Here is a 24,416-nt window from a genome sequence, read left to right on the forward strand (position 1 = left end):
CGGTGTGGTGGGGCCGGGTCCGGGCCGGTGTCAGGCGTTCGGCCTAGTGATGGTGGCCGCCTGCCGGGGAATCCTCTTCCTCGGCGGGCTTCTCCACGATCGACGCCTCGGTGGTGAGCACCATGCGGGCGACGGAGGTGGCGTTGACCACCGCGGAGTGGGTGACCTTCACGGGGTCGATGATGCCCGCGTCGATGAGGTTGCCGTACTCGAGGGTGGCGGCGTTGAAGCCTTCACCGTTCGGCAGCTCGGCGGTCTTGGCGACGACCACGGAACCGTCGACGCCTGCGTTCTCGGCGATCCAGAAAGCGGGCTTGACCAGTGCCCGGGACAGGGCGAGGACGCCCACCTTGGCGTCACCCTCGAAGTCCTCGGCGTAGGTCCTGAGCTCGCGGGCGATCTGCACGAGTGCGGAACCGCCACCGGCGATGACACCCTCCTGCGCGGCCGCGCGGGCTGCGTTGATGGCGTCCTCGACGCGGAGCTTGCGCTCGCTGACCTCGGTCTCGGTGGCGGCGCCGACCTTGATGACGGCGATGCCGCCGGACAGCTTGGCCAGGCGCTCCTGGGCCTTCTCCCGGTCCCAGGAGGAATCCGTGGACTCGATCTCGCGGCGGATCTGGCCGCGACGGTTCTCGACCGCCTCCGCGCTGCCCGCGCCGTCGACGATGACGGTCGAGTCCTTGGTGACGGTGATGCGGCGTGCGGAGCCGAGTGCGTCGAGGTCGATCTCGGAGAGGTTGATGCCGACCTCCGGATCGACGATCGTCGCGTCGGTGACGACGGCGAGATCATCCATGAACGCCTTGCGACGGTCACCGAAGTACGGGGACTTCACGGCGACGATCTTCAGCGTCTTGCGGATCGAGTTGACCACCAGCATCTGCAGCGGTTCACCCTCGATGTCCTCGGCGACGATGAGGACCTGCTTGCCGGAATCGACGATCTTCTCCAGCAGGGGAAGGAAGTCGGGCAGGGAGGAGATCTTGTTGCGCACCAGGAGGACCAGCGCGTCTTCGAGGATCGCCTGCTGCGCGTCGATGTCGGTGATGAAGTACGGGGACAGGAACCCCTTCTCGAAGGAGATGCCCTCGGTGATGTCGAGGGTGGTGTCCATCGTCTGGGATTCCTCGACGGTGACGACACCGTCCTTGCCGACCTTCTCCATCGCGCCGGCGACCATCTCGCCGACCTCCGGATCGCGGGAGCTGACGGTGGCGACGTTGGCGATGTCCGATGCGGAGGCGACCTCGTTGGCGCGTTCCAGCAGCAGTTCGACCGTGCGCTCGGAACCGGCGGCGATACCGCGGTTCAGCTCGATGGGATTGGCACCCGCGGCGACGTTGCGCAGGCCCTCGTTGATGAGCGCCTGGGCGAGCAGTGTCGCGGTGGTGGTGCCGTCACCGGCGATGTCGTTCGTCTTCACTGCGACGGACTTCACCAGCTGGACGCCGAGGTTCTCGAAGGGCTCCTCGACGTCGATCTCGCGGGCGATGGTCACACCGTCATTGGTCACGGTCGGGCCACCGAAGGGCTTGTCCAGCACGACGTTGCGGCCGCGCGGGCCGAGGGTGACCTTGACCGCGTCGGCCAGGGTGTCCACGCCGGCCTGGATGCCCTTCCGGGCCTCCTCGTTGAATGCGATCAGTTTAGCCATGGAAAAACCCTCTTACTTGGTCACGACGGCGAGAATGTCACGGGCGGAGAGAATGAGGTACTCCTCGCCCGCGTACTTGATCTCGGTGCCGCCGTACTTGGAGAAGATGACGGTGTCACCCTCGTTGATGTCCAGCGGGATGCGGTCGCCCTTTTCGTCGAAACGGCCCGGGCCGACGGCCACGACGGTGGCCTCCTGCGGCTTCTCCTTGGCGGAGTCCGGGATGACCAGGCCGGATGCGGTGGTGGTCTCAGCTTCGTTGATCTGGACGAGGATCTTGTCCTCGAGGGGCTTGATGTTGACGTTCGCCACGATGAATTCCTCCATGTGCTCGGGAAGTTGAATGTGATTGTGCCGGTTGAGCTTGCCCAGCACAGCCGTCGTCGCGGGTGAACAACTGTGTGTCAAACAACCTACTGGCACTCTACCCTCGCGAGTGCCAGCACTCAACCGTGCGGGGTGCCACCCGACAACGGCCGCGCCGCATCATCCGGTACTCCCCCACGCCTCCACTCCGGTGCTCCCCGACCGGGCGGGCATCGCCCGCAACGCCGCGTCCAACTCTGCCGCGACGTCACCGGAATAGACCCGCACCCACCGTCGGTCCACCCCGGTACGGCCCCGGGAGTCGGTCACCGTCAACGTCAGCAGGTAGGTTCCCGGATTCCGCCACACGTGCTCCACATAATTCCCGCCCGCGGAATCCACGACCGTGCCGTCCCCGAAATCCAGCCGCTGGTGCACGGGTCCGTCGGCGAACACCCTGGACAGCATCCCCGTCACCCCCGCGGGCTGGCCCGCGAACCAGATGCCCGGCGCGTCGAGGACCGCATTCGGCGCCGTCGCATGATCGGAGACCACCGTGAGTACCGCATCCGCAGTACCGGCCGCGGCACGACCGACGGTCTCCCGTCCTACGCGCACCTCCGTGCCGGCCACCGTGATCATGTTCCGCGTGGACGCTCCGTCGGGCTCCGGATCAGCGATGACGTCACCGACGGGCCGCCCGGCGGGATCGGTCAGTGTCGCCGCGACGGCGGCAGCGTCCCGGGTCGATGGGAGCAGCCACCGATTCACCCCGTCACGCACCACCGCCACCCCGACGCGGGAATCCGGATTCGCCCCGGTGACCGCATCCATGATCCGGGGGATCCCACGCGCCAGCTCAGCGAGTACGGCGGGTTCGGCGGTGTCGATGAGCAGAATCTCGTCGACGGGGCGGGTGACCGCCACGCGCTCCCCACCATCCAGCCGCGCCCTTGCCCCGGCGGTCCAGGCGGACAACGTGTCGGCCACCGCGCGGTCCGCCGCGTCCTCGCCGGGGATGCCGGTGAAGTAGCTGAGGTGGGTCTCCACCGACGTCCCCGCCGGATCACAGAAGACGTCGTTCCGGTAGCAGTAGTCGATGCCCTCCTGCCCCGGGGCGTTGAGCGACCGTGCGGTCTCCCAGGGCCACACGGGCGGGACGGCGCGACCGGGCACCGGCGGTGCGCTACCGGTGTTCCGGGGAGGACGGCCGTCACGGAGCGGGTTTCCCAGGTACAGCACCCCCGGCAGATGAGCCGCTTCGGAGAGTGCCCGCTCGGCGCCGTTGAAGACCATGGCCCCCTGCGAGTATCCGACCGGTATGACCACAGGCTGACAGCCGCCCGCCTGCAGGTCGGCCACCCGGCGCACGGCGGACCGTCGCCCCTGTTCGACGGAGCCCACCAGTTCACCGAGGCGCCACGCCTCGACCGCCGGGTACTCCTCCGGACCCAACGCCCGGACCGAGAATCCGTGGAGGTCGGCGCGTTCCAGCAGTCGGGAGATGGCCGTACCCTCCCATCCCGTCGACGGGCCCGCGGCACCGGGGTACTGCCGTCGGCCGCTGAACTGGGATCCGGATCCCCGGGCGGTGAGTACCACCGGCTCCGGACAGAGGGGAACCCTCGGGGAGGTGGCGGTCTGTGCCGCGGCGATCCCGGTACCACCCACCGACGCCGCCCCGGCGACCACCAGTGCGAGCAGTGTGCGAATGGTCCTGCTGCGGGACATGGGCACTCCTGACGGCCGGCTGTCGTTCGTTTCCCCGACAATCCTAACCGGAATGACAGCACCCGTGCTGAAGCTACGCGCCGTCGGCGTCGTTCTCCCGGCGCGCGATGGCGAGCACCGATCCACGCCACAGGGAGTACTCGTCGGGCTCGTCATCCCGGTAGTTGCGCACCGCCTGGATACCACGGTCGACCTTGGCGATGTCCTTCTCGGTGACATCCGCGCCGTCCGCGCCGATGAAGATCACCGGGCCGCAGATGGCGGACGTCGGATCGGTGAGGAAATTCGCGTTGCCCGTGGCGGCCTTGTTCCGGGCCATCGACGCCACCGGGTTCGGCTCGGCACCACTCGCTTTCGCACCCGCCGAGTACAGGGCCGCCAGGGTCTCTCCGTCGTCCTGGAAGGCGACGTGGACGCGGTCGTTCTCCAGGGCGCCGAGGAAGCGCGCGGCCTCCTCGATCTCGAAGGTGAGGGTGTGGCTGGTCAGATCGGGGTAGACCAGGTAACCGATGCTCATGCGGAGGATACTCCAGGGGTTTCGTCGGGACGGGCGGTGTTCAACGAAGCAACGGTATCCCGTCCGGCACACCCGGAACGCGATGTCGGGGCATCTTCCCCGACAATTCACCGGTGCGTACCCGGTTGTTTGCCGGGGTTATACCTGGGGGATCTCGACGTCGAGCCCGGGATCCGTTCCGGCCACCAGATCACTCGGTCCGGCGCCCGCCGCGATCCGGTGGGCGGCGAGTGCGGCGATCATCACCCCGTTGTCCGTGCAGAGTCTGAGTTCCGGGACCCGGAGCTCGACGCCGGCGGCACCGCAGCGTTCCTCCGCCAGTTCCCGCAGCCGGGAGTTCGCGGCCACTCCCCCACCGAGGAGCAGCACCTTCGCTCCGACGTCCCCGCACGCGCGGACCGCCTTCCGGGTGAGGACGTCGACCACGGCCTCCTGGAAGGACGCACACACGTCCGACACGTCGATGACCCGCCCCTCGCGCTCGGCGGCCTCGACGTGGCGGGCCACCGCCGTCTTCAACCCGGAGAAGGAGAAGTCGTGGCGGGAATCATCGCGGCGCATCATGCCCCGCGGGAAGTCCACCGCCCTGGGGTTCCCCCGTTTCGCCAGACGGTCGATGACCGGGCCACCCGGATATCCGAGCCGGAGCAGACGCGCGACCTTGTCGTAGGCCTCACCCGCGGCGTCGTCCAGGGTGGACCCCAGCTCCCGCATAGGCAGCCCTACACCGTCGACCTCGAGCAGCTGCGTGTGACCGCCGGAGACCAGGAGCGCCACCGAGTGCGGCAGGTCCCGGCCGTCGAGCGTCGCCACCGCGACATGCCCGCCGAGGTGGTTGACCGCGTAGAACGGCACCCCCCACGCCGCCGCGAAGGCCTTCGCCGCGCTCGCCCCGACGAGCAGCGCACCGGCGAGCCCGGGGCCGATGGTGCACGCCACGGCATCCGGACGGTCGATACCCGCCTGCCGGAGAGCCTCCCGGGTGACCGGGCCGATCGACTCCAGGTGCGCACGCGACGCGATCTCGGGCACGACACCGCCGAAACGGGCGTGCTGATCCATCGAGGAGGCGACGACGTCCGCGAGGATCTCCAGTTCGGGTGTCACCCCGGGACCGTGGGTGATGCGCACGATGCCGACACCCGTCTCGTCGCAGGAACTCTCGACGCCCATGACGATGGTGCGGCGGATCGTGTCGTCACCGTTCTGTGCCGGTTCCGGGATGGTCGACGTGTTCACGGGTCGTTTCCTCACAGGTTGTCTCCGGTGGCCGTCCGCGCTGATGCGGGATCGCGACGCATGGTGTACGCGTCCGCACCCGACGGCTGATAGTAGTTGCGGCGCACACCCAGACGGACGAAACCGTACCGCTCGTACAGGGTGATGGCCGGTTCATTGTCGCACCGCACCTCCAGGAACACCGGGCCGGAGCGTTCATCGGCGGCGGCGAGCATGGCCTCCAGCAGCTGACGGCCGATACCGCGACGCTGGTGTGCGGGGTCCACGCCGATGGTGTGCACCTCGAACTCGGGGTCATCAGGAGGACCGGCCATGGCGAGGATCGCGTAGCCCACGAGGCCGCCTGTTTCCTCGAACCCGGCACCCGGACCACGGGACTGATCCGCGTCCCCGGTCTCCACCGCCGCGAGGCAGAGGCAGAAAGGGTTTGCCATCTCCGAACGGAACGCCGCGGCACTCCACGGATCATCCCCGGGAAAGAGGATCCGCTCAAGCTCGGCGCACCGCTGCACGTCGACCGGTGCGAGACGCCGGATGACGACGGACCCCATCACAGTTCCACGTCCGGTACTGCCGGACTGATCGGTTTCGGCTTCGGCGGCACCGCGTCCGGGCGCCGCAGGTAGAGCGGGACGATGGGCTCCGGTTCACGGGCCAGATCGGCCGCACGGACGAGCGACACCGGCGACGGCGAGAGGTCCAACGCCGGCACCTCGGCGAGCGTGTCGACCCGGAGCTTCTCCGCCAGACCTTCCGGGACGCTGAGCGAACCGACGACACCGACGAGTTCAGCGACGTCGGCGGGTTTGTTCACCGCCGGCCCCCCGACGCGGACCGGTACCGCACCGGTGTCCGTGCGTTCGTAGCTGGCCCAGTAGACCTCCCGCCGTCGCGCATCGGTCGCGATAAGAATCCGGGATTGTACGGGGTTCTTTTCCGCGAGCCGGATCGCGATGGAATCCAACGAGCACACACCGTGCACCGGGATACCGAGCGCCTCCCCGAAGGCGGTGGCGGTCGCCATCCCCACCCGCAGTCCGGTGAACGGCCCGGGCCCGCATCCGACGACCACCGCGTCGAGATCCACCGGCTTCAGGTCCGCCTCATCGAGACACTCCAGGATCGACGGCGTCAGGCGTTCACCGTGCTGGCGGCAGTCCGGGAGGATGCGCTCGGCGACGGAGCGGACAGTCGGAGTGGTGCTTCCGTCGACCGGCCCATCGGAGGCCGTGACGATACCGGTGACGATGGTCGGTGTGGACGTGTCGATGACGAGGATGTGCACGTGGGACACTGTAGTGGATGGCCGGTGCCGGCCGGAGGTGCCGGGGAAGACTGTTGACCTCAGCATCAGCAGCACCGGATTATGCCGTGAGGAGAAGGACCACAACATGAGTACCGATGACACCCCCACCATCGACCAGTTTCGCCCGGTGGTTCTCAGGTGAGCATGCTCCGAAACCTGGACTGTCGCCGCACGGACAACTCAGGGCACAGGGAGTTCCACCTGGTCGAGATCGATCTCCCCGTCGGGATCCGACCAGCCGTCTGAACTGCTCCAGATGATGGAGAAGGGCATGGGGTTGCCCGGTTGCGTGAACCACGTGAGGATCGGTCCCCTTGCTCCGAAGACGTACTCGGACGGGAGCTGATCAATGTTCGGGGGAGCTCCGGTGCACATTGTCGTCTCCGCTATGACACGTGCCCCATCCTCATTCAGTGCGGCCGCGAAGCGCTGCAACACGGTCGTTTCTTCCCATTCCTCGACACGGGCACCGCCGGCTTCCGTCGCGTAGGTGAAGTCCAGCGCCGGAACGACGACCCTGTCGAACATCTTCCCCTCACCCCGGGAGTACCCGGACACCAGGTGATCGACACGATGCAGCAGACCGAAGGCGTCGATGTTCTCCGTTTCCGCGGGACATTCCGCGAACCAGACGTTCACCGAGGTACCCGAGGGCAGCCGCATGTGCACGCTGACCACCGGGGTCCCGTCCACGTCGACGACGCTGTGCTCCCCGATTGCCACGCCGTAACGCTCCGCATCCCGGTAATCGGTGAAATCCCGGGGTTCAGCGGGTTCAGACAGATCCCATGCCAGCCTCCCCGTGTCGATGGTCGCGGTCACCGACACCGGAAAGCCGTCCGGAGGGCTGAAGGTGATCACCGCGAGCGCGGCGAGATCAGCGGGAATCCCACGGTCCAGTTCCACCGGAAGGTGGACGTGCAGACCTTTTTCAGAGAGTCCCCGGGCGGCGGTACCCAGGGTCACCGGGTCGAATGCGGCCACGCCCCCGATGACCGGGATCAGGAATGAAGGGGTCGGCAGATCATGCACAACACTCACGGTTGCTCCTCAGTGTGTCGTCCGGGCGCCCGGCCACGGGGTTCGCGTCATTCTCCCACGAACCTACGCCTGCTTTCAGGCGTCCTCCCCGTCACGTTCACGGGGCGGGGACCTATCTCCGCAACCGCCAACTGAGGATCCGCGCCTCCGACTCCGGGTCCTCCCGCACCGCGGTCTCCCGGTCGAAGGTGACCTCGAGCCAGGTGTCGGCTAGTTGTTCCACCAGCCCCCCGCCCCATTCGGCGACGATGACGGCGTCGTCGAGTTCGGTGTCCAGGTCGAGTGAGTCGAGAGCCCCGAGGGCACCGACCTCGGCGTCGGGGTCCTCCCCGAACAACCGGTAGGCGTCGACGTGGATGAGGTCGGGACCTCCGGTGAGGGAGCGGTGCACGCGGGCGATGACGAACGTCGGGGACGTGACCCGGCCCTTCACCCTCATCCCCTCCGCCAGGCCCTGGGTGAAGGTCGTCTTGCCCGCGCCGAGCGGACCGTCGAGAATCACCACGTCCCCCGCTTCGAGTGCTGCGCCGAGTTCCGCCGCGAACGCGCGGGTGTCGGCGGCGGTCTCCAGCCGCGTGGTTCCGGAGGTCGGGAACGTGGACTTCATCGGTGTTCTCCCACTGTGTGTTGCCTGACGGACACGGTCACCGCCCCACGTACCCGCGGACCACGCGCCCGTGCGGGCGGCAGATGATCTCGTAGGGGATGGTCTCCAGCGCGTCGGCGACCTCGTAGGTCGTCATCTCGCCCGAGGTACCGGGCCCGAAGATCAACGCCTCATCACCCGGGTTCACCCCACACGGATTCGACCCGAGGTCGATGACTATCTGGTCCATGCACACGACGCCGACCTGCGGGTAGCGGTGACCGTCGATGGTGACCCCGATCTTCCCGGCGAGCGCACGGGCCAGGCCGTCGGCGTAGCCCATGGACACGACGGCGAGCGTGCCCTCGTGCCCGGCGCGCCAGGTGTGCCCGTAGGAGACGCCCTCCCCTGCGGCGACGGGTTTGACGACGGTGACGGTCGCGGCGAGTGTCATCGCGGGCCGGAGAGCGCTGTCCCCGCCGGCGACGGGGTCGAGTCCGTAGAGGGCGAGCCCGGGCCGGACCATGTCGAATCCGAGGTCACCTCCGGTGAGCACGGCGGGTGAGTTCGACAGGTGGTTGACGGTCGGGTTGAGGCCGGCGTCCCTCGCGGCACGGACAGCGTCGCGGAGCCTGGCGGCCTGGGCGTCATTCTCCGGGTTGGCGGGTTCGTCGGCGCACGCCAGATGGGAGAACACACCGGTGACCTCGACGGCGTCGGAGGCGTCGGCCAGCATGCCGAACACCGGGCCCCAGTCGCAGGCCGGCACCCCGGAACGGTGGAGACCGGTGTCGGCTTTGACGGTGACCCGAGCAGTGGTCCCGAGGGATCTCGCGGCGTCGATGACCGCGTGTGCGTGTTCCGGGGAGCTCACCCCGAGGTCGATGTTGTCGCGGATCGCGGCGGCGATGTCCTGCCCCGGTGTCCAGATCCACGACAGCACCGGGGCGGTGATCCCGCCGGCCCTCAGTGCATGGGCCTCGGTGAGGGTCGCGACCCCGAACTGGTCGGCGCCGTTGTCGGCCATCACCGCTGCGACGCGCGGGGCACCGTGGTTGTAGCCGTCCGCCTTGACGACGGCCATCAGCTGCGAGTCACCGGCACGTCGCTTGATCAGCCGGGTGTTGTGCGCGATGGCGGCCAGATCGATGCGGGCGGTGAGCAGTTCCATGGTGGTCCATTGTGCCACGCGGGCGAACCGGGTTCCCGTTGGTGTCTCCCCGTTCGTCGACGCCCGTCCGTCCCCACCGTCGCCTGTCACCGGTCGGGGTTCACGGCCTCGTGGACGACGCCCCGGACGGCCTCTGCGATGTCACCGGATGGGACCGGGCCACCGCAGGCCAGGGCCGCCTCGGCGTGTATCTTCGCCGCGAGCGCCACCATCCCGGGGTCGGCGCGGTGGGCGATGGCGGCACCGGCGATCCCGGTGAGCACGTCCCCGGAGCCGGGCGTGGCGGCCCAGGAGCATCCGGCGTCGACGAGGAGACAGTCATCGGCGGTGGCGATGACGGTGACCCGCCCCTTGAGCAGGACGCAGCAGTTCAGTTTCTCCGCCAGCGCGCGGGTGGCGGCGATCCGGTCGGGTCCCGGGGCGGTGCCGGCGAGGCGTCCGAACTCGCGGTCGTGCGGGGTGAGCACGGTGAATGCGCCCCGACCCCCACGGGCGGTGACGACCTCGGCGAGTTCCGTGCGGGAGGAGACGAGGGTGAGCGCGTCGGCGTCGAGAAGCACCGGCAGGTCGGTGGCGAGGAGATCCGCGAGGATGCCGGCCTCGTCGTCCCCGGTTCCGGTTCCGGGACCGACGGCCCACGCCTGGACCTGACCCGCCTCACCGGTCGTGGCGGTACCGATGACCTCGGGATGGGCGGTGGTCACCGCGTCGTGGCAGCTCCCGGCGAAGCGGACCATCGGGGAGGTGGCGCGCAGGGCCCCGGCGGTGGCGAGGACCGCCGCCCCGGGGTACCTACCGGATCCCGCGTGGATGCCCACCACTCCCCCGGTGTACTTGTCCGAGGTGCGACCGGGCCGCGGCCAGGCGACCAGGTCCGGACGTTCGACGAGTCGGGCGTACGGGGTGTGGCCCTCCAGTTCCCGGTCGATCCCGAGGCCGTGGCAGGTGACGGTTCCGCAGTGTTCCGCGCCGAACACGTGCACGGGTTTCAGCGCACCGAAGGTGACGGTGTGGTTGGCGGAGAGATGGTCGTCGTGGGCGTACCCGGTCATCGGGTCGACACCGCTGGGGATGTCGACGGCGACGACGGTCGGACCGGTGCCCGTGTCTCCGGTGTCGCAGCCGCGGATGATCCGGGACGCGGCCGCACCGTGCCCCCGAAGACCACCGGATGCACCGATTCCGACGATCCCGTCGATGATGAGGTCGGCATCCAGGATATCTCCGACAGGTTGTTCCCCGGGTTCACGCCAGCGGGCGCGGGGCCCGAGGCATGCGGACGCCTCCCCGTGCAGCGTCGAGCCGACGGGCCACACCGTGACACCTGCACCACGACGGGCGAGCTCGGCTGCGGCGAACAGCGCGTCGCCGCCGTTTCCCCCCGAACCGGCGAGGACCAGAACCTTCGCTCCGGCGGCCCCTGCGCGTCGACGGTCGCGCAGGATTCGGTCGCAGTCCACCGCCAGGGAGTGCGCCGCACGGCGCATGAGGCCCCCACCGAGTTTCTCCAGCAGCGGTCGCTCGGCGGCGCGGACGGTGTCCGGGGTGTGGACGGGGATCATGGTTTCATCTCCTGGAAGGTGACGGCGATGAAATCCATGGTAGATGGTGTGGGCACCATCGACAGAGGAGAAAACCGGTCAGCCGCCGGCCGGGCTGAGGCGTATCTCTTTTCCGAGCGCTGCTGCCAGGCGGGAGACAGTATCGAGGGTCGGGTTTGCGCGACCATTCTCGATCCGGCTGATCTCCGCCTGATCCACCCCGCTCACCTCAGCGAGCTCCATCTGCGTGATTTTCCGTTCCTTCCTGGCACAGGAGAGCTCGCCCGCGAAGGCGAGCTGCATGCTGACCTCCGCCTGAAAAACGCTGGTGGCCGCTTCATTTACTGTGCTGTCATCGTCTGACCAGTCTTTCCTGACGCGTGCTGCGAGATCATGGAAGTTCCTACTCACCGCCACACTCCTCACTATGTGCCATAACCCATAAAGTATTCTCCGTGCATGCACGCATCAATCTTCCTTGCGTCTCTCTTTTTCCCTCCACTTCTTGAGTTCCCTCCTCACGGCCCTGATTTCCCTGTTCTGCCGCTTGGGTGAAGGATCACGCTTCTTGTCATACCCTCCGAGCAGGATGCAGAAAACCCGGAGGAGGACTCTTCGGTCCACGCCGCCGCGGAGATCTTCGGGGAGAGATTTTCCGGCCTCAGAGAGAATCGAGTGCAGGGACCTTCTCATCCGAAACTCGTATATCCCACCCTTGAGGGGCTTGCACCATTCACTCCGACACGTGTCTTTACCCAGGACACCGAGCACGTTGACGAGTGCGGCTTCAAGAACAGCCTGCTCATACTCGGGGAGCTTCACGAAGACGCGCTCAAATCTTCCCCCGTGGTGAGGGTCCACCCACCGTTTCCCGAAGAGTCACGCTCACCCATAGAGAGCCGCATACCCACTACATATGTACGTGGGGCCTGGTGAAACACACCTGGAATCGCGATCCTGTGTACGGAGACGACCGGAAACCCAGGGGTTCTCTACCCCATCTGGCGCACCCTAGACCGTCGCCGCTTGCGCGTGACGCGCGCTCCCACGACGGCGAGTGCGCAGGCCGCGGCTACGCCGAGTCCTGCGACCAGCAGAATCGTCTCGCTGCCGCCGGAGGTGCCGCCGGTGAACAAGGGCAGGGGGTGTTCGCCCGCCTGTCCGCCGATGAAGGCCCCCGAAGCGATGCCGATGTTGAAGGCACCGGAGTTGAGGCCGGATCCGGCCTCGGCGTTGTCTCCGGCGGCGCGGAGCACCCACGCCTGGGAGACCACGGAGATCGCACCGCCGAACAGTCCCCAGGCGAGCATGACCAGGCCCGCGGACAGCGGCGAACCGACAAACAGAGCGAACGCGAGCAGTGCGGCGACGACTCCGGCGGGAATGATCACGACGGTGGCGTCGAGGGAACGTTTCATCAGCGGACCCGCGAGGAAGTTCCCGGCGAGCCCGGCGATACCGAAGATGAACAGTTGGGTGCTGATCCCGGTGACGGGTACCTCGCCGAGATCCTGCAGGAGCGGTGAGGCGTAGGTGTAGGCGGTGAAGTGCGCGGTGACGAGAATGAGTGTGTAGGCCACACCGAACTGGACCCCACGCAGTCGGGCGGTCGCCGCGATGTCGCTCAGACTGACCGCCGTGGTGGTCGTGGCCGCGGGGACGAGCAGGATCAGGCCGAGCGCCACGAGGAGGGCGGCACCGGCCACGACGATGAACGCCTCCTCCCAGGAGGTCCGCTCCCCCAGCCAGGTCGCCAGCGGCACCCCGAGGACGATGGCGGCCGCCGCACCGGAGAAAGCCACCGTGAGGGCCTTCGGGGCGTCCTCCTCCGCCGCGACGCGGACGACCGTCGCACCGAGGAGCGCCCAGAACATGCCGAGCGCCACCCCGACGAGGATGCGGGAGGCCAGGAAGAACCCGGCCGTGGGCGAGAGCGCCGAGAGCACGCCCGAGATCGCGTTCGCGGCCAGGGCACCGGCGAGGATGAATCGCCGGTCGGTGCGCCCGACGAGCTTCGGGGCGAAGATCGCGACGATGCCCGCGAGGATTCCGGGGACGGTGACGCCCAGACCGATCGTGCCGTGGGAGGTGCCGAGGTCATCGGCGACGAGGGTCAGGACACCGATGGGCAGTTCCTCCATCGTGGTCATCACGAAGATTCCCAGGCCCAGCATGACGATGCCCGCCCAGGGTGTGCGGTTGGCCGTGTCGGACAACGGTGTCGATTCCTTTCCTCGGTGTGGTCGCGCGAGTACGCCCCGCGACCACGAGGTGGCGCGGGGCGTGTCGTGACGCCGGTGTGCGGAACCGCGGCGTCGACGGCTGACGAAGGGGGAGACTACTCCACGGTGACTGACTTCGCGAGGTTCCGGGGCTTGTCGATGTCATCGTTGCCGCAGTGTCGGGCGATGTCGGCGGCGAGGAACTGGAGCGGCACGGTCGCGAGCAACGGCTGCATGATCGACGAGGACTCGGGGATGCGGATGAGCCAGTTGGCGAACGGCTCGACGGAGGTGTCCCCCTCTTCGGCGATGACGATGGTCTTCGCTCCGCGGGCACGGATCTCCTGGATGTTGGACACGATCTTGGAGTGCAGGACCTTCACGCCGTTCGGGCTGGGCACGACGACGACCACGGGCAGGTCCTCCTCGATGAGCGCGATCGGGCCGTGCTTGAGCTCACCGGCGGGGAACCCCTCCGCGTGGATGTAGGCCAGCTCCTTGAGCTTCAGCGCGCCCTCGAGGGCGACGGGGAATCCGACGCCGCGGCCGAGGAACAGCATGGTGCGGATCGTGCCGAGGGTGTCGGCGATCCGGGAGATGTCACCGGCGCAGTCGAGCAGCTTCTCGATCTTCGCGGGGATGGCCTCGAGGTCCTCCCAGATGTCGGCGATCTCGTCGGGGTATTTCGTGCCGCGCGCCTGTGCGAGCGCGAGGCCCACGATGTAGTTCGCCGCGACCTGGGCGAGGAACGCCTTCGTCGAGGCGACACCGATCTCTGGGCCGGCGTGGGTGTAGAGCACGGCGTCGGCCTCGCGGGGGATCTGCGCGCCGTTGGTGTTGCAGACGGCGAGGACCTTCGCACCCTGCGCCCTGGCGTGGCGCACGGCCTCGAGGGTGTCGGCGGTCTCCCCGGACTGGGAGACCGCGATGACGAGGGTCCGTTTGTCCAGGATCGGGTCGCGGTAGCGGAATTCGCTGGCCACCTCGATCTCGACGGGGATGCGTACCCAGTGCTCGATGGCGTACTTGGCCAGCAACCCGGAGTGGTAGGCCGAACCGCAGGCGACGACGTACACCTTGTCCAGGTTGCGCAGGTCATCGTCGGTGAGGCCGTCCTCGTCGAGGTGGATACGGCCGTCGACGAAGTGCCCGGCGAGGGTGTCACGCACCGCGGCGGGCTGTTCGTGGATCTCCTTGATCATGAAGGAGTCGTATCCGCCCTTCTCCGCGGCGGCGAGATCCCAGTCGATGGTGAACGGGCGACCCTCGGCGGGGCTGCCGTCGAAGTTGAGCAGTTCGTATCCGTCGGCGTCGATCACGACGACGGTGTCCTGCCCGAGCTCCACCGCGTCGCGGGTGAACTCGATGAATGCGGCGACGTCGGAGCCGAGGAAGGTCTCTCCCTCACCGACACCGACGATCAGTGGTGTGGAGCGGCGCGCGGCGATGATCTCGCCGGGGTGGTCGGCGTGGGTGAACAGCAGGGTGAACGCGCCCTCGAGGCGGTTCAGCACGTCCAGCGCGCTGGCGCGGAAGTCCCCGGCGGTCTCTCCGTCGTTGTACGCGCGGGCGAGCAGGTGTGCGGCGACCTCGGAGTCGGTGACCGACTTCATCTCGACTCCGTCACGCTCCAGCTGCTCGCGGAGCGGGGCGAAGTTCTCGATGATCCCGTTGTGGACGATCGCGACCTTCCCGTCGAAGGAGACGTGCGGGTGCGCGTTCTCGTCGGTCGGGCGGCCGTGGGTGGCCCAGCGGGTGTGACCGATGGCGGTGTGACCGACCAGGTGGTCACGCCCGGTCTCCGCGATCTTGTCCACCAGGTTCGCCAACTGTCCGGCGCGTTTGACGTACTGGATACCGCCGTCATCACCGACGACCGCGATACCCGAGGAATCGTATCCGCGGTACTCCATCCGACGCAGCGCTTCCAGGGCGATGTCGAGGCCCTGCTGTTTACCTACATATCCAACGATTCCACACATGCCGACCACTTTAGTGGACGAACGGACCGGATCGATCTCAAGCACCCGGCGCGCCTCACGCCATTCGGGTGCCGTGATCATTCGGCGGTGGATCGGACCACCCGACTGACGCGGGAACCGGAACGAGTGTGGTGATGTACACAGGTGAACTATCCTGGGTGTCGTGGCTCAGAAACTGAAGAAGCAAATGTCCAAGCTGTCCCGGCGTGGCCCGCACCGGGTGATGGTCGGCGATCTCGATGTGGCGGGTCTCCCCGGCAAGATCTACACGCCCGCCGAGGGGGACGGTGTCCCCGGTGTCGTGTTCGGCCATGACTGGTTGACCGGTGTGGACAAGTACCACCGGACTCTCAGGCATCTCGCGAGCTGGGGGATCGCGGTCGCGGCCCCTGCCACGGAATCCGGTGTTCTCCCCGACCACCGGGGGTTCGTCGCGGACATGGAAACCTGTCTCCAGATTCTCGCGGGCGTGAAGCTGGGAGCGGGGAAGGTGACGGTCGCACCCGGGAAGATCGGTGTGGCCGGACACGGCATGGGCGCGGGCTGCGCCATCCTGGCCGCCGCGGACCGCTCCGCCGTGCGGGCGGTCGGAGCTCTCTATCCCGCCGTCACGAGTCCTTCGTGTGTGGCCGCGGCGAAGGCGGTGTCAGCTCCGGGACTGGTCGTCGGTTCCGGACGCCCGTTCCTGATCGACGCCGGAAGTCCGGCTGAGGTCGCCGCGAACTGGGGGTGCGAGGACGTGGTCTACCGCGTGGTGGACAGGGGGACCCAATTCAGTTTCCCGGAACGTATCGGCACGAATCTCGCGATCGGTGTGGGTCTGCCGAGATTCTCCGCCCAGGAGGCGGCCCGCGCACTGCTCACCGGCTTCCTCCTCCATCAGCTGGACCATGACAAGGACTTCGCCGCGTTCTCGGACCCGGAGGCGGATCCGGGGAAGGGCGTGACCGGATACACCACCGAGGAGCTGGCGGACGAAGCTGAGTCCCTGGTCTCCTGATCTTCGCCCGGTGACCGGGAAGGACGACGCCCTTGCCCGGTCGTGGGTTCCCCCGGATCCGACGGGAACAGCCACATCCCGCGGGCCCCGGTTCGACCCGCTCCCGTCAGGCGAAGGGGATGGCGGCACTGGTGGATACGAACATCACGAGATACTTGATCACCTGGAGCACGAACAGGGCGGCCACGACGATCGCGACCCCACGGAACCAGCTTCTGCGGTCCTCCCGCCTCCGGTTCTCCGTCGGCGGAACACCCCACTGCTTCACGACGACATCGTCCACGTGCACCCGGTACAGGGACGCAGCCGTCTCCCGGATCGCCCGCTCATATCTGTCGGCGTCGACATGCGTCCCCGGCACCCTGGCGTTGAGAACCTGCTCCGCCAGGGGAGGCACCCCGTTCACTTTCGCGGCATCGTGCGCGAGCTTGCCGAGCAGTTCGAGGAGCGATCCCGCCCCTTTGACCGGCATTCTGGGGCCGTCCGGGTATTCCCTGTCGGGGATACTGACCGTGTATTCGGAGAGCACGCCGTCGAGGGTCTCGTCCAGCGGCGTCTTCAGTATTCCTCGTGGTTGGGGTTGATCTGCGCGGCACACGGAGTGGCACACATCCGAAAGCACCGGCAACAGGGCCTGTGCCCGGATCGTCGCAACGGAACCCGCGCAGCATGGACCTGCCCCTCCGGGCCGGGTCACACCCGTGTTTCAGTCGGGTGAAAAGGGCCCCGGCCGAACTGAGCCGGCTGTCGCAGCGTTCCGCTGTGGCCAGCTGTGACGTGACCAGGTTCCCACCGATCACAATTGCAGACACCGGGTTGTCCCACGGCGTCCCGGACTCAAGTCCCCGACGGTGTCAGTTCCATCCCCGACGAAGCACGCCTCTGGTCGCAGTCCGTGGTCGAGGGGCGGCAGCGGGTGGATTCTTCTGAGGCGGGTCCGGGACGTGGGGTTCCCCGCTGCTTCGCGCACCGGGGAAGGGATCTCCGATGCGCTGCCTTTCCCGAGCTTTTTTCTCCGCCGCCTCACGCGCCGATCTGTGCACCCGCTCGAGGGCCTTCTCGAACTCGGTGAGACGCTGGATGGAGCGCTGTTCGAATCCCGCGATGAATCGGTCGAACTCGTCACTCACCACTGCCCCACCTTCCGCGCGGTTCCGGGGTTTTCCTCACCGGATGACGGGTAACCGCCGTCATGCTTGGGCTCGGGATTGGTTACCGGCGCAGGCCCGGGAGACGCGTCTTCCCGTGGTACCCCGTCCCCGGGAGCCGGTGTCTCAGTCTCAGGGGGAGGTCCACCGACGGGATCCGTGGATTCGGGCTGCGGGACGGGTTCCGGTCGACCATCGGCCGCGGTATCCGGTTCCGGGGGAGTCGCGGCCACGGTATCCGGTTCCGGTGATTCCGGGACACCGGGAAGGTCGGGAACCCCTGTACCGCAGGAGAACTGGTCCAGGGCATCGTGAGCCAGTTCAGCGAGGAGTCCGGCACCGATCAGTGCGGTTCCGACACCGACCGCTCCGAGAATTCCGGTGCACGGTCGCGGATCGATGCCACTTCCCGCCCACTCCCCACCGGATGCGGAAACATCGGGTGGAACCGGCCCCGGCGATCCGGGGTCACCATCCGGGAGGGGCCGACGGGGATACCAGTGGGCGGCTGCGTCGAACAGGGCTTCCGCCGCCGGGGTCAGGGGCGCCGGCGGGGCGTCCGCGACCGTGGCCTGACCCGTCATGAGGTGGTTGAGCCCCCCGCACATCGTTTCATCCCGGTCCACGCACAGCCCCCAGATCTCGTGGGCGCATTCATCGACGAGCGTGGCGGCGGCACTCACGAGCCGACGGAAGCACTCCCAGTCCCCGTCGCCGTAGGCCTCATCGATCATGCGCGCCTGTCCCCTGATGGCCGACAGTGTCGCCCGGGCGGTCACCCCGGCGGCCTCCCCGGACATCCGGCACAGGGTCGCGTTCGCGGATATCGCCCGGGCAGCCTTGTCCAGTGCCTGATCCTGTCGCGTGCGGTGCTCGAGATACTCCGTTGCGACGGCACCGAGTCTGTCCCCGATCAGCTTTCCGATTCCCTCATCGCCGAGTTCGTCGATAACCTCGGAGACTCGGTCGACCACCGGTTCAGGCCAGGTGGATCCACCGGCAGCTGTGGCCGATTCGAGAACCGCGGTGGGGTTGAAACCCCTGACGGTCCCGGTGGTCTCCGCCAGTTCCTCCGGCGTCACCCGCGGTCCGGTCCACGTACCGCGGGCCGCGGCGCACAGCTCCTCCACGACAGCGCGGTAGTCCTCCACCGCTCCATCGAGCATCCGGACGCCGGTGTCCGCGTCTTCCGCATCCCCCGGGCACGGCAGCGTTCCCTTCATCACGGCAGCCTTCCCAGATCAGCGCTGAACGCCTCATCCTCCGATGTGAGTTCGGTGATCTGTGCCAGCGCCGCGGCCACGGTGGCGCGAACCGCCTCCAACCGGTGAGCCGTCGACGCGTGAAGGCGCATGAGCTGACTGTCCAGTTCGTCGGCGAAATCCCGGAATCCCGTCCCCAGGCCGTCCCCGACGGGTGCCGGGGACATGCCCGAATGTCGCTCCTGCTGTAGCTGGACCTCGTCCAGGAGCCGTCTCAGAGCCGGAACCGCGCCGTCGCTGATACGGAAGGATGCCGTACCGCCCGTTGCCGGGTGGCCGGGGTTGTGACCGTCATCCACGTTTGAACCTCTTCATCAGTGCCACGGGGGCCTCGCCGGGACCGGGAATCACGGTGTCGGATCTTCCCGATAATCGTTTCTGGCCCTTAGACCGGGTCCTGCGCCGAAACGGTTCCCCGTACCGCTCACGCGAACCGTTCATTCTGGTCGCGCATCGGAAACTCACTGGCGACCAGCGCGAACGCGGTGACCGTACGAACCATCGGGGGTACGCCGGGGGTATCAACGGAGAGGTTCCGGTGGTTCGCGATCCGACACTCAGATCTCAGCGACGACGGCGGCCAGTCTCCCGGCCACGCGGCGGGCGGTCTCGGCGTCCGCCGCTTCGACCATGACCCGGTAGAGCTCCTCGGTGCCCGAAGGGCGGAGCAGCACACGCCCGGTGTCGCCGAGTTCTTTCTCCGCCGCCTCGGTGGCCTCGGTCACCCGGGGACTGGACGAGATGACCGACTTGTCCGACACCGGAACGTTGATGAGAACCTGGGGCAGAACCTTCATCGCGGCGGAGAGTTCCTTCAGGGACTTCCCCGTCTCCGCCATCCGGGCCATGAGGGTCAGTCCGGTGAGCGTACCGTCACCGGTCGTTCCGTTGTCGGGCAGGACGATGTGGCCGGACTGCTCACCACCGAGGGAGAAGCCACCTGCATTGAGATCCGCGAGAACATACCGGTCCCCCACCTTCGTCGTACGCAGGGTGATTCCCGCCTCCTCCATGGCGAGTTTGAGTCCGAGGTTGCTCATAACGGTGGCGACGAGGGTGTTCTTGCGCAGCTCCCCGTTCTCCTTCATCGCGATGGCCAGTATCGCCATGATCTGATCCCCGTCGACGACCGTGCCCTCCGCGTCGACCGCGAGGCACCGGTCGGCGTCCCCGTCGTGGGCGAGACCGAGGTCCGCACCGTGTTCGATGACCGCCTGCCGCACCTGATCGATGTGCGTGGATCCGCACCCGTCGTTGATGTTGTACGAGTTCGGTTGATCGTGGATGGCGATGACCTCGGCACCCGCAGCCCCGTAGGCGAGAGGTGTCACCTCGTGGGCCGCGCCGTTCGCGCAGTCTACGACGACCCTGATTCCCGACAGGTCGCGGGTGACGGCCTGGGACAGGTGCTGCAGGTACCTCTCCTGCGCATCGTGCGCCTCCTCGAGGACCCGTCCGATCCCGTGCCCGGTCGGCCCACCCTCCGGCAGTCCGGCCATCGCCGCCTCGATCTCATCCTCGACCTCATCGGCGAGTTTGTGCCCCCCTGCCGCGAAGAACTTGATGCCGTTGTCCGGCATCGGGTTGTGTGAGGCGGAGATCATGACGCCCATGTCCGCTCCGTAGTCGTCGGTGAGGAAGGCGACCGCCGGGGTCGGCAGGACGCCGACACGCAGGACGTCGACTCCCTGGCTCGCCATGCCCGCGGAGAGCGCCGCGGCGAGCATCTCCCCCGAGACCCGGGGATCCCGACCGACGATGGCCATCGGACGGCGTTTGGAGGTGCGGTTCTCCTTGGTCAGGACATGGGCGGCGGCAGCCCCGAGGCGGAGCGCGAGGGGCGCCGTCAGAGCCTTGTTCGCCAGTCCGCGTACACCGTCAGTTCCGAAGAGTCGAGTCATGTGTCCATTATGCCGGTACGCCTCCCCTGGTACGCGCGTCGGGGTAACCCAGTTCATCGAAGGCGCCCTGATGGGGCCCGAACAGCATTCTCACCATGTCTGATGACGCCGGACACCGGATTGGACCCGGTGAATGAATGCCCACCACCCGGAACGGCGAAGGCCGCCGCACCCACGCGAGTGGGGAGCGGCGGCCTTCGGTTCCCACGGTGTGCGCGGGAAAGAGGATCCGGAGTGGATCAGCGCTTCGAGTACTGAGGGGCGCGGCGGGCCTTGTGCAGACCGGCCTTCTTGCGCTCGACGGCACGGGCGTCACGGGTGAGGAAGCCGGCCTTCTTCAGTGCATCCCGGTCAGCCGGGTTGTAGTTGATGAGGGCACGGGCGATCGCCAGGCGGAAGGCGCCGGCCTGGCCGGTGGGGCCGCCACCGCCGAGGTTGGCGTGGATGTCGAACTGTCCCTCGCGGTCGATCAGGGCCAGCGGAGCCTTGATCAGCTGCTGATGCAGCTTGTTCGGGAAGTAGTCCTCGAGGGAGCGACCGTTGCAGAAGAACTGGCCGGATCCGGCGGTCATGCGGACGCGCACGATGGCACGCTTACGGCGACCGACGGTCTGGATGGGGTGATCCAGCTCAGCGGGTGCAACCGGGGCATCCTGCTCGGCTTCGGTCGTCTCGGGGGCGATCGCGTCACCGATGGTGGTGGTGAACTCCTCGGTCGCGGCCTGTGCGGCGGCGATGTCGGAGGCCTCGGCGGCCTGGGGCTCGTTGGTGTTGTTCTCGGTCACTGGGCCACCTGCTTGATCTCGTAGGTCTCGGGCTTCTGGGCAGCGTACGGGTGCTCGGAGCCGGCGAAAACGCGCAGCTTCTTGACGGACGCACGGGTGAGCTTGGTGTGCGGCATCATGCCCTCGATCGCCTCGAAGACGACACGCTCGGGGTGCAGCTCCATGGAGCGCCCCAGGGTCATGGTCTTCAGACCACCCGGGAAACCGGAGTGGCGGTAACGGAACTCACGGTCCCGCTTGTTGGACGAGATGTGGACCTTGTCGGCGTTGATGACGATGACGTAGTCACCGCAGTCGACGTTCGGCGCGTAGAGCGGCTTGCCCTTGCCGCGCAGCAGGTCGGCGACGTGCGTGGCCAGGCGGCCGAGCACCACGTCGGTGGCGTCGACGACATACCACTTGCGGGTGATGTCACCGCTTCTCGGGTGGTAAGTAGACAAAATGACTCCTCTGAAGAGCGTTGTGTCGAAAACTGCCGGCCACGAATCAACGTGCGGATGATCAGATACGGCGGCCGGTGGAGACCCGCACTGATCCGCTGTCCCCCGCAGAACTCTCGCCGCATCCGTTCGGCCTGAGCCGTTTCGGATCGGTGCGACGGGGTCAGCGGGAGACTCCACACACAGAAACGTCAGTCTAGGGGATGAGTGGGAAAACTCCAACCCTACGGCGTGGGAGGCCGCCCGACGACAGCCCCATCTCCCGGGAACGGAAGACGGGGCATGCGTCCGGACGGCCCGTACCCGGGTTGAGCGGCCCATTCTGATGGAGCTTCCGTCATAGCGCTGGGGGACACTGTTGAACGGATGGACGGGACAGCTCAACCCGGTGACCGAACGGAATCGGTGTCGACCGCACCGCAGACGAAGTCCGGGATCAGGTACCCCGGCCCAGGGTTGTTCCCACACCCCACTCATCGAGGGAGGCGGTCAAGGGACGGGAACACCACGGACGGCGACGGGACGGTCCGATACGCCGCGCAGACGACGCGGGATCGGGGATCCGGCGGACGATGTGTGGTTGCACGGGAAGAGCGGCTCGCCGGATCCGGTGGTCAGGGGCTACGGAACGGAACAGGATCTGTGCGGCATCACCCCCTCGGCCGAGCCGCATGCACGGGCGGACATGACGTCAGCTCCAGCTGGCGGCGGCCCGCCGGTTGATGTCACTCATCCGGTCGTTCCCCTCACCCACGGTGCGGGCGATGGTGTCGAGAATGAGGTTGAGTTCAGCTGCGGCGTTGTCCCATTTCTGTTGGGCGGCCTGGTACTCCACGGCCGAATCGCCTTCCCAGGCTTCCGCCATGGGCCGGATCTGACGTTTGATCTCCTCCAGCTGCTGGCTGATGCGGCCTGACGTCGCGCGGATGTCTCCGACGACAGCGGCGATCTCGCCGAACTGGTAGCGGATGGTGGATTCCATGTTGGGTTCCTTTGGTTGATGATCGGGGACGGGACCTCAGAGCTGCAACCCTGCGACGTCGGTCCGGCGGAGAGCGTCGGCGTTCTGTGCCTCGACGTTCTCGAAGGCTCCGGCGTTGCTCCGGAGATTCTCGGAGATGGCACCCAGGGATTCCTGGAGCTTGACCGCGGCGTTGTTCCAGCGGCCCATGAGTTCATCGAACGACACCTGTGCGGCGCCATCCCACGACCCGCGGACCTGCTCGACCACGGAGCGGAGTCGGCCGAGTTCGTTCCGGATGTCGTCGTTGGTGGTGTCTACATTGGCGGCGGCCTGTTTCATGACGGCCGCTTCGGTGCGGAAGATCTGACTCACTTCTGGCCTCTCTCGTTGCCTGAATGTTCGGGACTATGGAGCACGCGTTCCCGGTGAAGGGACAGACGTCTGGCCGGGTGTCTGTCGCGTGCCTCCCGGATTCCGGACTCCGGGGAAAAAGCTCTCCGCCGTCCGGCTTACCGGGGTGCGGGTCTTTCTGCTCTTTCACTAGGGTGAGACCCACCGAACCACCGGCTGGTTCCGTCATTCGACGAGATTCTCCGGATTCTCTTCTTTCCGCAGGACAACGCTGTTCACCGCCATGCGGCAGATCGCCCGTTGGGCGACGGTGGGAGCGATCCGGGTGTGACATCCGACGCTCATCTGGTGATCCTGATCGACCCAGGTGATCCAGTCCACGAACGATCCGTCACCCGGATCCTCGCGGTAGGCCACAGCCTGCACCCCGGGTCTCAGACCCGCGCGATCCGAACGATGAAGGACGGGATCGGTCTCCACACGCATCGAGGTCTCCTCGAGAATCGTCTCCGGGGGAAGACCCAGGGCCGGATCCGAGGCCAGATGTATCCGGAGGTCCGGATCCGGCCCCGTCGCCATGACGCCACCGGTCTTCCCGGGATTCAGGATGTACCCGGCGGGCAGCGCGACGCTGATGCCGCCGGCCTCGAGCACCACACTGCCCGGCTGCGGGTCCGGTGGCTTCGCGGACACCGCGGGCTCCGGGTGGGGTGAGGTCGATCCGGGCGCGGTCGCGGAGGGCACCGTCGGGGTGGGTACGGGAACGGTGCCCGCCCTCTCGGATTCCTCGACCGGACTGATCTCGTCCCGCAGACTCCACCAGGAGACCGCGACGACACCGAGCACGACGGCCACGATCGCCGAATGGAAGAGGGTCGGCCGGAACGGTGCCCGGTGACGGCTCCCGGACCGTGGCCGCCGGATCGTGGGAACACCGTCCGCCGGCACGTCGGTGACGCGGTGTGCACCGCCACGGTCCCCGACGGATGTCTGGAGGACGCCGTCGTCGACCTCCGCGCCGTCAGCGAGCAGGACATCGGTGAGCAGACCCGCCGAATCAGGGTCGGTCGCGATCACCGTGACCCGGGCCCCCTCCCAGGTCCCGCCGAGGAGATCCTTGGCCTCCGCCACGACGGTATCGAGCCACCGGGGACTGTCCTCGGGAACCAGGTCGTTCCGGAAGATCGTCTGTTGTCCTCCTTCGGTGTCGGTCAGTTCGAAGACTGTGGCGGTCGCCAGGATGGTGATGCGCATCAGTGAGTGACC

At 67.5% G+C, this 24,416-nt stretch carries 25 protein-coding genes; 1 reads left to right on the forward strand and 24 read right to left on the reverse strand.

Annotated elements, in window-relative coordinates; all coding sequences use genetic code 11:
- Window positions 1-43 precede the first annotated feature (43 nt).
- The 15 genes from groL to glmS all read right to left on the reverse strand — a co-directional run bounded on the left by groL (window position 44) and on the right by glmS (window position 15,299).
- Window positions 44-1,657, reverse strand: a complete 1,614-nt coding sequence (gene groL / locus KRX55_RS03270) for a chaperonin GroEL (protein ID WP_218406400.1) — start codon at window positions 1,655-1,657, stop codon at window positions 44-46.
- 12 nt (window positions 1,658-1,669) lie between these two features.
- Window positions 1,670-1,969, reverse strand: a complete 300-nt coding sequence (gene groES, locus KRX55_RS03275) for a co-chaperone GroES (protein WP_200260508.1) — start codon at window positions 1,967-1,969, stop codon at window positions 1,670-1,672.
- Between the two features lie 174 nt (window positions 1,970-2,143).
- Window positions 2,144-3,694 carry a PKD domain-containing protein gene (locus KRX55_RS03280; RefSeq protein ID WP_218406401.1) on the reverse strand — a complete coding sequence of 517 codons (1,551 nt, stop codon included), beginning with the start codon at window positions 3,692-3,694 and terminating at the stop codon, window positions 2,144-2,146.
- Window positions 3,695-3,767: 73 nt separating this feature from the next.
- Window positions 3,768-4,211, reverse strand: a complete 444-nt coding sequence (locus KRX55_RS03285) for a hypothetical protein (protein ID WP_218406402.1) — start codon at window positions 4,209-4,211, stop codon at window positions 3,768-3,770.
- Between the two features lie 138 nt (window positions 4,212-4,349).
- Window positions 4,350-5,384 carry a tRNA (adenosine(37)-N6)-threonylcarbamoyltransferase complex transferase subunit TsaD gene (gene tsaD / locus KRX55_RS03290; RefSeq protein WP_218406503.1) on the reverse strand — a complete coding sequence of 345 codons (1,035 nt, stop codon included), beginning with the start codon at window positions 5,382-5,384 and terminating at the stop codon, window positions 4,350-4,352.
- Window positions 5,385-5,461: 77 nt separating this feature from the next.
- Window positions 5,462-6,001 carry a GNAT family N-acetyltransferase gene (locus tag KRX55_RS03295; protein ID WP_218406403.1) on the reverse strand — a complete coding sequence of 180 codons (540 nt, stop codon included), beginning with the start codon at window positions 5,999-6,001 and terminating at the stop codon, window positions 5,462-5,464.
- Window positions 6,001-6,735 carry a tRNA (adenosine(37)-N6)-threonylcarbamoyltransferase complex dimerization subunit type 1 TsaB gene (gene tsaB / locus KRX55_RS03300; RefSeq protein ID WP_218406404.1) on the reverse strand — a complete coding sequence of 245 codons (735 nt, stop codon included), beginning with the start codon at window positions 6,733-6,735 and terminating at the stop codon, window positions 6,001-6,003. Before tsaB ends, KRX55_RS03295 begins: the two co-directional genes overlap by 1 nt.
- Window positions 6,736-6,936: 201 nt before the next feature.
- Entirely contained in the window at window positions 6,937-7,797 is an 861-nt protein-coding gene (locus tag KRX55_RS03305; RefSeq protein WP_218406405.1) for a hypothetical protein, read from the reverse strand.
- A 112-nt stretch (window positions 7,798-7,909) separates the two neighbouring features.
- On the reverse strand, window positions 7,910-8,404 hold the full coding sequence (gene tsaE, locus KRX55_RS03310) for a tRNA (adenosine(37)-N6)-threonylcarbamoyltransferase complex ATPase subunit type 1 TsaE (protein ID WP_218406406.1): 495 nt from the start codon (window positions 8,402-8,404) through the stop codon (window positions 7,910-7,912).
- Between the two features lie 37 nt (window positions 8,405-8,441).
- On the reverse strand, window positions 8,442-9,554 hold the full coding sequence (gene alr, locus KRX55_RS03315) for an alanine racemase (protein WP_218406407.1): 1,113 nt from the start codon (window positions 9,552-9,554) through the stop codon (window positions 8,442-8,444).
- A gap of 86 nt (window positions 9,555-9,640) precedes the next feature.
- Window positions 9,641-11,116 (reverse strand): bifunctional ADP-dependent NAD(P)H-hydrate dehydratase/NAD(P)H-hydrate epimerase, encoded by a 1,476-nt coding sequence (locus tag KRX55_RS03320; protein WP_218406408.1) that lies wholly within the window; start codon window positions 11,114-11,116, stop codon window positions 9,641-9,643.
- A gap of 78 nt (window positions 11,117-11,194) precedes the next feature.
- Complete coding sequence (locus KRX55_RS03325; protein WP_370625742.1) at window positions 11,195-11,506, reverse strand: helix-turn-helix domain-containing protein; 312 nt, start codon at window positions 11,504-11,506, stop codon at window positions 11,195-11,197.
- A gap of 57 nt (window positions 11,507-11,563) precedes the next feature.
- On the reverse strand, window positions 11,564-11,917 hold the full coding sequence (locus tag KRX55_RS03330) for a hypothetical protein (protein ID WP_218406409.1): 354 nt from the start codon (window positions 11,915-11,917) through the stop codon (window positions 11,564-11,566).
- A 170-nt stretch (window positions 11,918-12,087) separates the two neighbouring features.
- The gene (locus tag KRX55_RS03335) at window positions 12,088-13,311 is read right to left on the reverse strand and encodes an MFS transporter (RefSeq protein ID WP_218406410.1); all 1,224 of its coding nucleotides are present in this window, start codon (window positions 13,309-13,311) and stop codon (window positions 12,088-12,090) included.
- Between the two features lie 122 nt (window positions 13,312-13,433).
- Window positions 13,434-15,299 carry a glutamine--fructose-6-phosphate transaminase (isomerizing) gene (gene glmS / locus KRX55_RS03340; protein WP_218406411.1) on the reverse strand — a complete coding sequence of 622 codons (1,866 nt, stop codon included), beginning with the start codon at window positions 15,297-15,299 and terminating at the stop codon, window positions 13,434-13,436.
- Between the two features lie 163 nt (window positions 15,300-15,462).
- On the opposite strand from glmS, the gene KRX55_RS03345 reads away from it, so the two are divergent.
- Window positions 15,463-16,299, forward strand: a complete 837-nt coding sequence (locus tag KRX55_RS03345; RefSeq protein WP_218406412.1) for a dienelactone hydrolase family protein — start codon at window positions 15,463-15,465, stop codon at window positions 16,297-16,299.
- A 106-nt stretch (window positions 16,300-16,405) separates the two neighbouring features.
- On the opposite strand, the gene KRX55_RS03350 is transcribed toward KRX55_RS03345, so the two are convergent.
- The 9 genes from KRX55_RS03350 to KRX55_RS03390 all read right to left on the reverse strand — a co-directional run bounded on the left by KRX55_RS03350 (window position 16,406) and on the right by KRX55_RS03390 (window position 24,404).
- On the reverse strand, window positions 16,406-16,828 hold the full coding sequence (locus tag KRX55_RS03350) for a hypothetical protein (protein ID WP_218406413.1): 423 nt from the start codon (window positions 16,826-16,828) through the stop codon (window positions 16,406-16,408).
- Between the two features lie 597 nt (window positions 16,829-17,425).
- The gene (locus KRX55_RS03355) at window positions 17,426-18,670 is read right to left on the reverse strand and encodes a hypothetical protein (protein ID WP_218406414.1); all 1,245 of its coding nucleotides are present in this window, start codon (window positions 18,668-18,670) and stop codon (window positions 17,426-17,428) included.
- Window positions 18,670-19,008 carry a hypothetical protein gene (locus tag KRX55_RS03360; protein WP_218406415.1) on the reverse strand — a complete coding sequence of 113 codons (339 nt, stop codon included), beginning with the start codon at window positions 19,006-19,008 and terminating at the stop codon, window positions 18,670-18,672. The genes KRX55_RS03355 and KRX55_RS03360 overlap by 1 nt, the downstream gene beginning before the upstream one ends.
- A gap of 258 nt (window positions 19,009-19,266) precedes the next feature.
- Window positions 19,267-20,610: a phosphoglucosamine mutase gene (glmM, locus tag KRX55_RS03365; RefSeq protein ID WP_218406416.1), complete on the reverse strand. Its 1,344-nt coding sequence runs from the start codon at window positions 20,608-20,610 to the stop codon at window positions 19,267-19,269.
- 239 nt (window positions 20,611-20,849) lie between these two features.
- Window positions 20,850-21,395, reverse strand: a complete 546-nt coding sequence (gene rpsI, locus KRX55_RS03370) for a 30S ribosomal protein S9 (protein WP_218406417.1) — start codon at window positions 21,393-21,395, stop codon at window positions 20,850-20,852.
- Entirely contained in the window at window positions 21,392-21,835 is a 444-nt protein-coding gene (rplM, locus tag KRX55_RS03375) for a 50S ribosomal protein L13 (protein ID WP_198739066.1), read from the reverse strand. Before rplM ends, rpsI begins: the two co-directional genes overlap by 4 nt.
- Window positions 21,836-22,526: 691 nt before the next feature.
- On the reverse strand, window positions 22,527-22,817 hold the full coding sequence (locus KRX55_RS03380; protein WP_200260350.1) for a WXG100 family type VII secretion target: 291 nt from the start codon (window positions 22,815-22,817) through the stop codon (window positions 22,527-22,529).
- 36 nt (window positions 22,818-22,853) lie between these two features.
- The gene (locus KRX55_RS03385) at window positions 22,854-23,171 is read right to left on the reverse strand and encodes a WXG100 family type VII secretion target (protein ID WP_218406418.1); all 318 of its coding nucleotides are present in this window, start codon (window positions 23,169-23,171) and stop codon (window positions 22,854-22,856) included.
- Between the two features lie 204 nt (window positions 23,172-23,375).
- Window positions 23,376-24,404: a type VII secretion-associated protein gene (locus tag KRX55_RS03390; protein ID WP_218406419.1), complete on the reverse strand. Its 1,029-nt coding sequence runs from the start codon at window positions 24,402-24,404 to the stop codon at window positions 23,376-23,378.
- Between the last annotated feature and the right edge of the window lie 12 nt (window positions 24,405-24,416).

The organism is Corynebacterium sp. TAE3-ERU16, from assembly GCF_019209935.1.
Lineage (GTDB): Bacteria > Actinomycetota > Actinomycetes > Mycobacteriales > Mycobacteriaceae > Corynebacterium > Corynebacterium antarcticum.

Excerpts from the sequence above, each read along its gene's own strand:
- groL (WP_218406400.1), bottom strand. The coding sequence starts at position 1,657 with ATGGCTAAACTGATCGCATTCAACGAGGAGGCCCGGAAGGGCATCCAG.
- KRX55_RS03280 (WP_218406401.1), bottom strand. The coding sequence starts at position 3,694 with ATGTCCCGCAGCAGGACCATTCGCACACTGCTCGCACTGGTGGTCGCC.
- KRX55_RS03285 (WP_218406402.1), bottom strand. The coding sequence starts at position 4,211 with ATGAGCATCGGTTACCTGGTCTACCCCGATCTGACCAGCCACACCCTC.
- tsaD (WP_218406503.1), bottom strand. The coding sequence starts at position 5,384 with ATGGGCGTCGAGAGTTCCTGCGACGAGACGGGTGTCGGCATCGTGCGC.
- KRX55_RS03295 (WP_218406403.1), bottom strand. The coding sequence starts at position 6,001 with ATGGGGTCCGTCGTCATCCGGCGTCTCGCACCGGTCGACGTGCAGCGG.
- tsaE (WP_218406406.1), bottom strand. The coding sequence starts at position 8,404 with ATGAAGTCCACGTTCCCGACCTCCGGAACCACGCGGCTGGAGACCGCC.
- alr (WP_218406407.1), bottom strand. The coding sequence starts at position 9,554 with ATGGAACTGCTCACCGCCCGCATCGATCTGGCCGCCATCGCGCACAAC.
- KRX55_RS03320 (WP_218406408.1), bottom strand. The coding sequence starts at position 11,116 with ATGATCCCCGTCCACACCCCGGACACCGTCCGCGCCGCCGAGCGACCG.
- glmS (WP_218406411.1), bottom strand. The coding sequence starts at position 15,299 with ATGTGTGGAATCGTTGGATATGTAGGTAAACAGCAGGGCCTCGACATC.
- KRX55_RS03355 (WP_218406414.1), bottom strand. The coding sequence starts at position 18,670 with ATGAAGGGAACGCTGCCGTGCCCGGGGGATGCGGAAGACGCGGACACC.
- glmM (WP_218406416.1), bottom strand. The coding sequence starts at position 20,610 with ATGACTCGACTCTTCGGAACTGACGGTGTACGCGGACTGGCGAACAAG.
- KRX55_RS03380 (WP_200260350.1), bottom strand. The coding sequence starts at position 22,817 with ATGGAATCCACCATCCGCTACCAGTTCGGCGAGATCGCCGCTGTCGTC.
- KRX55_RS03390 (WP_218406419.1), bottom strand. The coding sequence starts at position 24,404 with ATGCGCATCACCATCCTGGCGACCGCCACAGTCTTCGAACTGACCGAC.